Annotated in this window: 8 protein-coding genes; 2 read left to right on the top strand and 6 right to left on the bottom strand. The window is 66.4% G+C overall.

Annotated elements, in window-relative coordinates; genetic code table 11:
* Window positions 1–604: 604 nt before the first annotated feature.
* Complete coding sequence (locus BM085_RS42125; protein ID WP_093892321.1) at window positions 605–3,190, bottom strand: valine--tRNA ligase; 2,586 nt, start codon at window positions 3,188–3,190, stop codon at window positions 605–607.
* Window positions 3,191–3,270: 80 nt separating this feature from the next.
* Between BM085_RS42125 and BM085_RS42120 the strand changes: the two genes are divergently transcribed.
* Window positions 3,271–4,020 (top strand): GntR family transcriptional regulator, encoded by a 750-nt coding sequence (locus tag BM085_RS42120; protein ID WP_093892320.1) that lies wholly within the window; start codon window positions 3,271–3,273, stop codon window positions 4,018–4,020.
* A 191-nt stretch (window positions 4,021–4,211) separates the two neighbouring features.
* Here BM085_RS42120 and clpX read toward each other — a convergent pair whose 3' ends face one another.
* The 5 genes from clpX to BM085_RS42095 form a co-directional block, all read right to left on the bottom strand.
* The gene (clpX, locus tag BM085_RS42115) at window positions 4,212–5,492 is read right to left on the bottom strand and encodes an ATP-dependent Clp protease ATP-binding subunit ClpX (protein WP_012893706.1); all 1,281 of its coding nucleotides are present in this window, start codon (window positions 5,490–5,492) and stop codon (window positions 4,212–4,214) included.
* Window positions 5,493–5,685: 193 nt separating this feature from the next.
* Entirely contained in the window at window positions 5,686–6,330 is a 645-nt protein-coding gene (locus BM085_RS42110; protein ID WP_093892319.1) for an ATP-dependent Clp protease proteolytic subunit, read from the bottom strand.
* A gap of 11 nt (window positions 6,331–6,341) precedes the next feature.
* Window positions 6,342–6,986, bottom strand: coding sequence for a ClpP family protease (locus tag BM085_RS42105; protein WP_012893708.1), 645 nt, complete (start codon window positions 6,984–6,986; stop codon window positions 6,342–6,344).
* Between the two features lie 370 nt (window positions 6,987–7,356).
* Complete coding sequence (gene tig, locus BM085_RS42100) at window positions 7,357–8,763, bottom strand: trigger factor (protein ID WP_093892318.1); 1,407 nt, start codon at window positions 8,761–8,763, stop codon at window positions 7,357–7,359.
* Window positions 8,764–8,971: 208 nt separating this feature from the next.
* On the bottom strand, window positions 8,972–9,838 hold the full coding sequence (locus BM085_RS42095; RefSeq protein ID WP_093892317.1) for a helix-turn-helix domain-containing protein: 867 nt from the start codon (window positions 9,836–9,838) through the stop codon (window positions 8,972–8,974).
* 243 nt (window positions 9,839–10,081) lie between these two features.
* Between BM085_RS42095 and BM085_RS42090 the strand changes: the two genes are divergently transcribed.
* Window positions 10,082–10,591, top strand: coding sequence for an ATP-binding protein (locus BM085_RS42090; RefSeq protein WP_245790012.1), 510 nt, complete (start codon window positions 10,082–10,084; stop codon window positions 10,589–10,591).
* Window positions 10,592–11,123: the final 532 nt, after the last annotated feature.

The raw sequence follows: 11,123 nt of genomic DNA, 5'->3' as shown, positions 1-11,123 counted from the left end.
AGCGTTCGTCCTGAGCCAGGATCAAACTCTCCAAACAATGTTTGAAAGGTTTTCCCGACTGAAAGCACCCGGACTCGCATCCGGATGTATCAACCAAAGGAATCCGTCCCCCACTAAAAGTGGGTTGGACGGGGTTGTGCTTCATGCACTGGCTTTTAACACACTGTTGAGTTCTCAAGAAACGGACGCGTTCTCCATCTTCCCGGCCAACTGGCCCGGCGTCCGGGGCGTTTCGTTCGTTCCGTTGTGTCTTTATTCTTTCAGGCCCGCTTTTTCGTGTCAAACCGGCCCGTTTGGAACCACTTGACTTGATCTAGCTGGTCTTACCGGAATTCCGACCGCCCCGTCTCCGGAGCAACCCTTCTAACTTACTCCGACATTCAGGCCTTGTCCAACCGTGCAGACAGAACCAGATTTTCGGTGATCTTTTAGAGGGGAGTGCAGGAGCTCGTCCTGCTTGATGAACTCTAGCAGTCCACTCGGGCTGCCATGACCCACTTCGCGGTAACAACTAGGTCTTCCCTGGGCCAGGGGCCCCCAAACGCGGGAGCCCGGAGTCAACGGACTCCGGGCTCCCGATCAAGAACGCACCTCAGACGCGTGCTCAGCCGGCGGGGAGCGCCGCCAGCTGGGCGGCCAGCCGCGTGATGTCCTGGTCGGCCTGAGCCGCACGGGCCCGGACCTTGGTCACCACGTCATCGGGCGCCTTTGACATGAACTGTTCGTTGCCGAGCTTGGCCGCCACCTGGGCGGCCTCCTTCCGCGCCACGGCGAGGTCCTTCTCCAGGCGCTTGCGCTCGGCTGCCACGTCGATCGTCCCCGCCGTGTCGATCTCCACGACGATCCCGCCCACATCGAGGCGGGCGGTGGCGGCGAAGGATTCCGACGGCTGGTCGAGCCGGAGGAGCGATCGGATCGCGCCCTCGTGCGAGGAGAGAGCCGTACCTGTCAGGGACAGGCGCGCGGCGACCCGCTGACCGGGCTTGAGGCCCTGGTCGGAACGGAACCTGCGGACTTCGGTGACCAGACCCTGGACGGCGAGGACCTCCTCCTCGGCCGAGGGGTCGCGCAACGACTCCTGGACCGTCGGCCACGGGGCGACGACGATCGACTCGCCCCCGGTGACCGCCCGCCACAGTTCTTCGGTGACGAACGGCACCAGCGGATGGAGCAGCCGCAGGAGCGAGTCGAAGACGTGGCCCAGCACGAGCCGGGTGTGCTCCTGGCCCGAGGCGATCTGGATCTTGGCGAGCTCCACGTACCAGTCGCAGACCTCGTCCCAGGCGAAGTGGTACAGCAGGTCGGAGACCTTGGCGAACTCGAAGTCCTCGAAGGCCGCGTCCACCGACGCGACGATCTCCTGGAGCCGCGACAGGATCCACCTGTCGGCCGCGGTCAGCTCCTCGACCGGGAGCTCGCCGACCGCGGCGCCGTTCATCAGCGCGAAGCGCGTGGCGTTCCAGATCTTGTTGCAGAAGTTGCGGGAGCCTCCGGCCCACTCCTCGCTGATCGCCACGTCGGAGCCGGGGTTGGCGCCGCGCAGCAGCGTGAAGCGGGTGGCGTCGGCCCCGAAGCGCTCGACCCAGTCGAGCGGGTCCACCACGTTGCCGAACGACTTCGACATCTTCTTGCCGTACTGGTCGCGGACCATGCCGTGCAGGGCCACCGTACGGAACGGAGGCCGGCCGTCCATCGCGTACAGGCCGAACATCATCATCCTGGCGACCCAGAAGAACAGGATGTCGTAGCCGGTGACCAGGACGGAGGTCGGGTAGAACTTGGCCAGTTCCGGCGTCTTGTCCGGCCAGCCCAGGGTGGAGAAGGGCCACAGGCCGGAGGAGAACCAGGTGTCGAGGACGTCCGGGTCCTGGACGTAACCGGCGGGCGGCTCCTCGTCCGGTCCGACGCAGACGACCTCGCCGGCCGGGCCGTACCAGACCGGGATCCGATGGCCCCACCACAGCTGCCGGGAGATGCACCAGTCGTGCATGTCGTCGACCCAGTCGAAGTAGCGCTTGGCCAGCTCCGGCGGGTGGATCCTCGTCTGGCCGTCGCGGACCGCGTCACCGGCGGCCTTGGCCAGAGGGGAGACGTTGACGAACCACTGCAGCGAGAGCCGGGGCTCCACCACGGTCTTGCAGCGCGAGCAGTGCCCGACCGAGTGGAGGTAGGGCCGCTTCTCCGCGACGATCCGGCCCTGCTGGCGCAGGGCGCCCACGACCGCGGGCCGGGCCTCGAAGCGGTCCAGTCCCTGGAACGGGCCGTGAGCGGTGACCACGCCGCGCTCGTCCATGACCGTGATGGACGGCAGCGAGTGGCGGCGGCCTATCTCGAAGTCGTTCGGGTCGTGCGCCGGGGTGACCTTGACCGCGCCGGTGCCGAAGGCGGGGTCGACGTGCTCGTCGGCCACGACCGGGATCCGGCGCCCGGTGAGCGGGAGTTCGACCTCTCGGCCGACCAGGTGCGCGTAACGCTCGTCGGACGGGTGCACGGCCACGGCGGTGTCACCGAGCATGGTCTCGGCTCGGGTGGTCGCGACAATGATGGAGTCGTCGCCGTCGCCGTACCGGATCGAGACGAGCTCGCCCTCGTCCTCGCTGTGCTCCACCTCGATGTCCGACAGCGCGGTCAGGCAGCGCGGGCACCAGTTGATGATCCGCTCTGCGCGGTAGATGAGCCCGTCGTCGAAGAGCTTCTTGAAGATCGTCTGGACGGCGCGGGAGAGCCCGGGATCCATGGTGAAGCGCTCGCGCGACCAGTCGACACCGTCGCCGAGCTTCCGCATCTGGCCGAGGATCCGGCCGCCGGACTCCTCCTTCCACTGCCACACGCGCTCGACGAAGGCCTCCCGGCCCAGGTCGTGCCGGGACAGACCGTCCTTGGCGATCTCACGCTCGACGACGTTCTGGGTGGCGATGCCGGCGTGGTCCATACCCGGCAGCCAGAGCGTCTCCTGGCCACGCATGCGGGCGCGGCGGGTCAGCGCGTCCTGGATGGAGTGGTCGAGGGCGTGGCCGATGTGCAGGACACCGGTCACGTTCGGCGGGGGCAGGACGATGCTGTATGGCTCGCGCTCGCTGCTCGGATCCGCGGTGAAATATCCCTCCGACACCCAGCGCTCGTAGCTCCGGGTCTCCACGTCGGCGGGCGTGTACTGGGTGGGCAGCTCTGGCGTCGTCACGGTGTCCAATTCTAGGGACGTCCGGGTGGTCGATGTCCCATGGTCTCAAGACTTGAAAGGTGTCTATACATCTTCTAGCTTATCCATACATGTCGACTCTTTACCGGCGGCTTGCCGACGAACTACGCGCAGGCATCGCCAACGGGACCTACCCGCCGGGCTCTCGGCTGCCGTCGGAGAGCGAGCTGGCGGAGCGGCACGGGGCTTCGCGGGGGACCGTCCGCCAGGCGTTCACCGTGCTCGCGGCCGATGGGCTGATCTCCTCGCGCAAGGGCACCCGGCGGCTGGTCCTGGGACCGGCCCTCAGGCAGAGCTTCAGCCAGTTGCACAGCTTCTCCCGGTGGGCGGCGTCGATCGGTGAGACCTCGGGCGTCCGGATGGTGGAGCTGGTCCGGCGCGAGCCGACGGACCTGGAGGCCGAGCGGCTGGAGCTCTCCGCCGACACCCGGATCTACCACCTGACCCGCGTCCGGCTGCTGTCCGGCCGACCGGTGATGGTCGAGCGCACCGCCTACGTGGAACGGATCGGCACCCTCGTCGGCGGGATCATCGCCGACGCCGGCGACGAGTCCGTCACCGCCCGGCTGGAGGAACTCGGCGTGGTGTTCGCCCACGCCGAGCACACCGTCAGCGCGATCACAGCCGAGGCCGAGGACGCCCGGCTGCTCGGCGTCCGTCCCCACAGCGCCCTGCTGCGCGAGCTCCGCCGTACCACCGACCCGGACAACCGTCCGCTGGAGTGGTCCGACGACCGCTATCTCGGCGACGCCGTCGCCTTCACCGTGCACAGCTCGGTACGGGCCAGCACTCTCATCCGCTCCTCCGCCCCCTCCCGCTGAGGCACCCGCCCTCTCCCTTCTCACTGGCCGATCCGGTCAAGGCCGGGGACGGGGCCGTACCGCCGGAGACGGCGACGCCCCCGCAGAGTGACTGGCGGATTCTAGGGATCCCCGCAGCTCCCTGACTTCAGGGTGTTGCGGGGATCATTAGAACCCAAGTGACTCTGCGGGGGCGTCGCCGTGCGGACGGGTTACGCGGACTTCTCGCGCGGCGGCCGCTGCTGCTTGTTGAGCTGGTCACGTGGTACGAGCGTCGGGTTGACGTGCTCCAGCACCGACTCGCGGGTGATGACGACGCGGGCCACATCCTGGCGGGAGGGCACCTCGTACATCACCGACAGCAGGACCTCCTCCAGGATGGCCCGCAGGCCACGCGCGCCGGTGCCGCGCAGGATCGCCTGATCGGCGATGGCCTCCAGGGCGTCGTCGGTGAACTCCAGCTCGACGTTGTCCAGCTCGAACAGGCGCCGGTACTGCTTCACCAGGGCGTTGCGCGGCTCGGTGAGGATCTGGATGAGCGCGTCGCGGTCGAGGTTGTGCACGCTGGTGATCACCGGAAGACGGCCGACGAACTCGGGGATCATGCCGAACTTCAGCAGATCCTCGGGCATGACGTCGCCGAAGATGTCGGAGGAGTCGACATCCTCCTTGGAGTGGATGATGGCGTTGAAGCCGATGCCCTTCCTGCCGACCCGGGACTCGATGATCTTTTCGAGGCCGGCGAAGGCGCCACCGCAGATGAACAGCACGTTGGTGGTGTCGATCTGGATGAACTCCTGGTGGGGATGCTTGCGCCCGCCCTGCGGCGGCACGCTCGCCGTGGTGCCCTCCAGTATCTTCAGCAGGGCCTGCTGCACGCCCTCACCGGAGACATCCCTGGTGATCGAGGGGTTCTCGCTCTTACGAGCGATCTTGTCCACCTCGTCGATGTAGATGATGCCGGTCTCGGCCTTCTTGACGTCGTAGTCAGCGGCCTGGATCAGCTTGAGAAGTATGTTCTCGACGTCCTCGCCCACGTAGCCCGCCTCCGTCAGGGCGGTGGCGTCGGCGATGGCGAACGGCACGTTCAGCATCTTCGCCAACGTCTGGGCGAGCAGTGTCTTGCCGGATCCGGTCGGGCCCAGGAGCAGGATGTTGGACTTGGACAGTTCGATGCCGTCGTCACGCCCGCGCTCACCGGACTGCACCCGCTTGTAGTGGTTGTACACCGCCACCGAGAGTGCCTTCTTCGCCTGGTCCTGACCGATGACGTAGGCGTCGAGGAACTCGTAGATCTCCCTCGGCTTGGGCAGACTGTCCCACTTGAGCTCCGAGGACTCGCTGAGCTCCTCTTCGATGATCTCGTTGCAGAGATCGATGCACTCATCGCAGATGTATACGCCGGGTCCGGCGATGAGCTTCTTGACTTGCTTCTGGCTCTTCCCACAGAAAGAGCACTTCAGCAGGTCTCCCCCGTCGCCGATGCGTGCCACCCCAGATACTCCTTTGCGTGGGACCGCTCTGGCTGCCGCGGTCCGTTTCTTCCGACCGGCCCGATACCCGGTACGAAAAGTCATCCCGCTCAGGTTTCGACGTTACCGTCTTCTGAGCCCTCAGTGAGCCCCCTAGCGGCGAGTCGCACCGGAACGTGCCCAATTGGGCACCGTTCCGGTGCGATAGGCCTCATTAAGAGGCTATGGCCTTGGCCAGCTTCTTGCGGGACGGGATGATGTCGTCGATCAGCCCGTACGCCTTGGCCTCCTCGGCATCGAGGATCTTGTCGCGCTCGATGTCCTTGCGGACCTCGGCGGGCGTCTTGCCCGAGTGCCGGGCCAGGATCGTCTCCATCTGCGAACGCATGCGCAGGATCTCCCGCGCCTGGATCTCGATGTCGCTTCCCTGACCGCCGCCCTCGGTGGAGGGCTGGTGGATCAGCATGCGGGCGTTCGGCAGGGCGAACCGCTTGCCGGTCGTGCCGCCGGCCAGCAGGATCGCCGCGGCCGAGGCCGCCTGCCCGAGACAGACGGTCTGGATCTCCGGCCGGACGAACTGCATCGTGTCGTAGATCGCCATCATGGCGGTGAACGACCCGCCCGGCGAGTTGATGTAGATGCTGATGTCACGGTCGGGGTCGAGGGACTCCAACGTCAGCAGCTGGGCCATGACGTCGTTGGCCGACGCGTCGTCCACCTGCACGCCGAGGAAGATGATGCGGTCCTCGAACAGCTTGTTGTACGGGTTCATCTCCTTGACGCCGTAGGACGTGCGCTCGACGAAGGAGGGAAGAACATAACGGCCGTTGATGTCTCCCGGCCGGATCAACTCACTCACCTTGTGCCCCTTCAGGAGACGGCGCCCGTGGAGGGCACCTGCCGCGCGCTACGGACGACCTGGTCGATGAAGCCGTAGTCCTTGGCCTCTTCCGCCGTGAACCAGCGGTCGCGGTCGGAGTCGGCCTCGATCTGGTCAAGCGGCTGACCGGTGTGGAAGGCGATGCGCTCGGCAAGAGTCTTCTTGACGTAGAGCATCTGCTCCGCCTGGATGGCGATGTCGGCGGCGGTACCGCCGATGCCTCCGGACGGCTGGTGCATCATGATGCGGGCGTGCGGCAGGGCGTAGCGCTTGCCCTTCTCGCCGGCGCAGAGAAGGAACTGGCCCATGGAAGCGGCCAGACCCATCGCGACCGTGCACACATTGTTCGGCACGTATTCCATCATGTCGTAAATCGCCATACCGGCGGTCACCGATCCGCCTGGCGAGTTGATGTAGAGCCAGATGTCCCGGTCCGGGTCGTCCGCGGCGAGCAGGAGCAGCTCGGCGCAGATTCGGTTGGCGATCTCGTCGTTGACCTGGGTGCCCAGCACGATGATGCGCTCACGCAGCAGCCGCTGGTAGAGCTGGTCTTCGAGCCTGAACGAGCCGTTCGGCTGGCTCATCGACTCGGGCCCGGAGCCGGTCGGCTGGTAGAAGGTCGGCGGGCTGGTCACAGCGTCACCTTCCGATGCGTCGTAATCGATTGGCTTTGCTTGTGACCTTAACGCGCGCCGCCCACCGGACATGCCCCCTCCAGGTGCTGTTCGCTGACGGCGCATGCTCATCACCCCGTCCCAAGCCCCTTCGCACGGCCTCTCGGGAACAGTTTCCACCCAGGCCGGCCAGCGTGTCGGCGCCGGATCCCTGGCACGGAACAGCCGTTTCCCGGGCAAGCACCGCCCCCGGCTACGGCTCGCGGCCCCTCAGCGCCGTCCAGACGGCGCCCGCCCCCCTCACCGGGACGGGAGAGGCGGCACCGGGAAACGACGAGGCCCCCCGCCGTGCCAGGCACGTCGGGGGGCGTCGGGCGCGTCGCGGCGGGACCTACTTGGCGGCCTCGGCCTCGGCGGGCTTCTCAGCCGAGTCCTCAACCGACTCCTCGGCGTCCTCCTCGGCGGACTCCTCACCGTTGATCTCGGTGTAGATGGCCTTGAGGTCCACCTCGTTGCCGGCCTCGTCGGTCACCTTGGCGGCGTCGCCGACGACGCTCTTGGCCTTGTCCCGGACGATCTCGACCATGGCAAGGGTGAGCTGGTCGTTGTCGGCGAGGTGCTGGGCGAGCGTGTTCGGGGCGACGTTCATCTGCATGGCGCGGCGCACCACGAAGTTGGTCAGCTCCTGCTCGCTGACACCGAGCTCCTCGGCCTTGACGATCTTGTCGAGGACGAAGCCGGTCTTGAGCGCCTTGGCGGCGTTGTCGTCGAACTCGGCGTAGCGCTCCTCCTCGGTGGTCTGGTAGAGGCGGAAGTACGCCTCCTTGCTCAGGCCACTCTCGGCGATCTGGTGCTCGAGGTTGTGCTTGCGGCTGTCGACCTCGGCCTTGAACGCGCTCTCCGGCAGCGGAATGTCGATCTTGGCGAGGAGGGCGTCCAGGGCGTTCTCGCGGGCCTGGACGACCTGGTCGATCAGCTTGTTGCGACGGGCCTGCTCCCGGATGCTGTCCTTGAGCTCGTCGAGGCTGTCGAACTCGCTGGCGAGCTGGGCGAACTCGTCGTCGAGCTCAGGGAGGACCTTCTCCTTGACGCTCTTGATGGTGATGGTGACCACGGCCTCCTCGCCGGCGTTCTCGCCGCCGACCAGGCTCGTGGTGAACTCCTTGGTGTCACCGGCGGACATGCCGACCAGCGCGTCGTCCAGGCCCTGCAGCACCGAGCCGGCACCGACCTCGTAGGAGACGTCGTTGGCCTGCTGCTCCTCGATGTTCACACCGTCGATCGCGGCGGCGAGGTCCATCACGACGTAGTCGCCGTTGGCGGCGGCGCGCTCGACGCCGGTCAGCGTCGCGAAGCGCTGGCGCAGGCCGTCCAGCTGGGCGTCGACGTCCTCGTCGGACACCTCGGCGACCGGGACGGTCACTTCGAGGCCCTGGAAGTCGGGAACGTCGAAGTTCGGGCGGATGTCCACCTCGGCGGTGAACTCGACCTGCTCGCCGTCCTCGATCTTGGTGACCTCGATCTCCGGCTGGCTGACCGGGAAGATGTCGCTCGCGTCGACGGCCTGGCCGTACAGCTTCGGCACGGCGTCGTTGAGGGTCTCCTCCAGCACCACCGCGCGGCCGAAACGCTGCTCGATGATCCGGGCCGGAACCTTGCCGGGGCGGAAGCCGGGAACGCGCACCTGCTGCGCGACCTTCTTGTACGCCGCCTGCAGGCTCTCGCCGAGCTCCTCGAACGGCACCTCGACAGTGAGCTTGACCCGAGTCGGGCTGAGCTCCTCCACAGCGGTCTTCACGGGGTGGTCTCCTTGATCAAGCTTCGAGTGATCGCGGGCGCGTCAAGTCGTACGGCTACCGCGGCAAGCTCGCGCGCCGCGCCCACATGAGCGGCACCGGGCACAGCCGTCGAGACATGCGAGATTAGGGCATGCTCCACTGTGGCGGGTGTCCAGCGCCGCTGGCCAGTCTAGGGCAGACCTACACCTCGGAGCGACCGCTGCTTGTTCAGTTCTCCTTGATGATGCGCCTCAGGATGTCGGTGGTCTCACCCGGGGTGGTGCTGACCGCGCACAACCGCTCCATGACTTCGCTGTAGCGGTCGACTTCCTCTCGTTTGTCCAGATAGAGGGCGCTGGCGAGCTGCTCGACGTAGACCACGTCGGGGAGCTCCTGGTCCTGGAAGCGCAACACGCTGAAGGCCCCGCCCTCCGCGCTGTGGCCGCCGAAACTGAACGGCATCACCTGAATCGTGATGTTGGGCTGGCGCATGAGGTCCAGTAGGTGTTCCAGCTGGGCCCGCATCACCTCGGAGCCTCCGATGGGACGCCGCAGGGCCGCCTCGTCGATGACCGCCCAGAAGAACGGCCCGTCGGCCCGGTCGAGCACCTGCTGGCGCTCCATCCGCAGGTCGACGCGGCGAACGATCTCCTCGGGGGCGACTCCGGCGCTCCCCGCGGTGATGACCGCCTTGGCGTACTCCTCCGTCTGGAGCAGGCCCGGCACGAACTGCACCTCGTAGGTGCGGATCCGGGAGGCCGCCTCCTCCAGGCCGACGTAGGTCTGGAACCACGAGGGCAGCAGGTCGTTGAACCGGTGCCACCAGCCGGGCTCGTTGGCCCTGAGCAGGAGGTCCATCACCGCCGAACGGGCCGCCTCGTCCTCCACACCGTAGAAGGTGAGAAGGTCGGCGACATCGCGCTCCCTCAGGCCGACCCGTCCGAGCTCCATCCTGCTGATCTTGGATTCGGAGCCCCGGATCAGGTGGCCCGCCTCTTCCCGTGACAGGCCCTTGGTCTCGCGCAGCCGGCGCAGTTGGGAGCCCAAAAGGATACGCAGAGCTGTGGGACCTGATCCCTGTTGAACCTGCGTCACTTCGCCTCCCTCTTCAATTGGGCCAGCGCACACAGTGTCACCACTTCCGGCCTCGATGACAAGGTCTCAACACCGTGTCCGATTCGCCAACTTCCTGTCGTAACCGCTCATGCTGCTGCACATTGCAACTGCACGTGCATTTGGGTCTTGCAGCGGACGTTCCGGTGACCCATGATGGCCTAGTGCATATTGGGCTTATGGTGCACAGGCTCTGAAAACTCACAACTGGCACGGAGACTCACGATGACAGCGGGAGGTACCGGCAGGATGGTGGAGGAGCCAAAATCGGCTGCCGACTACCTGCAGGCGACTCGCGAGGTCGGCTTCGACGAACTGCTCGGGGCCAATCACTCCGACGCCACGGCGTGCCCGCTCCCCCGGCAGGCCGATTCCGTGAAGACCGCGCGAGATGTGACCCGATCGACACTGAGCGACTGGGGTCTGTCGGAACTGAGTGATGACGCAGCGCTAGTAGTTTCGGAACTGGTGACGAACGCGGTCCGTTACGCACTGTGCCCGGCAAGTCAGGCCGAGACCACCCCGATCACCCTGATGCTGCTGCACCTGTCGCCCCACGTGCTGCTCGCCGTGGCCGACCCCAGCGACGAGGTCCCCACCCCCAAGGAGCCGGACTTCGTCTCCGAGAACGGCAGGGGCCTCTACATCGTGGAGACCTACAGCGAGTGCTGGGGCTGGGACCACCTCGACCGCGGCGGCAAGGCCGTCTGGGCCCTCTTCAGCGGCACCGTCTGATCCGCTCGGCCCGCTCCCGGCACGTCCCGCTCGCCGCACGGCACGCTCCGTAGAGCTCCCGGCACATCCCGCCTCCGTAGGGCAGGGTCTCACCGTACGATCCGCCGCGGGCCCTCGCCGAACGGCCGTTTCCGGCCATGCGATCGGCCGCCCGGAGAACGGGAAAGGCCGCCCCCGGAAATCGAAGACGGCCTCTACCTCGTATTACGTGTCGGGGTGACAGGATTTGAACCTGCGGCCCCCTGCTCCCAAAGCAAGTCTTACCGATCCGATGACCTGCTCTGGAGAGAGTTTTTCCAGTTCGGGCGGGGTGAACCACCTGGAATGACCGAGGTTCGCGGGGACCGGCCGGGAGCGGCTTGCTCCCAGCCTGCTCCCACTGACCAAACCTCGTGATCAAGGTCACATCGCCCTAGACTGGGCATCGGGTTAGTTGTTCCACGAAAGAGCCCCTCGGCAAGCCGCACTAGCCGAGGGGCTCTTTGTTACCTAATTGGGACTAGTCGAACTCGCCCGCCTTCACGCCGGCGAT

The sequence above is a fragment of the Streptosporangium canum genome (assembly GCF_900113865.1).
In the GTDB taxonomy this organism is placed as follows: Bacteria; Actinomycetota; Actinomycetes; order Streptosporangiales; family Streptosporangiaceae; genus Streptosporangium; species Streptosporangium canum.
This window is presented reverse-complemented; position numbering and strand designations above follow the sequence as displayed.

What these genes read in the sequence shown, in the direction of transcription:
- BM085_RS42120 (WP_093892320.1), top strand. Translation starts at nt 3,271, where the DNA reads ATGTCGACTCTTTACCGGCGGCTTGCCGACGAACTACGCGCAGGCATC.
- BM085_RS42090 (WP_245790012.1), top strand. Translation starts at nt 10,082, where the DNA reads ATGACAGCGGGAGGTACCGGCAGGATGGTGGAGGAGCCAAAATCGGCT.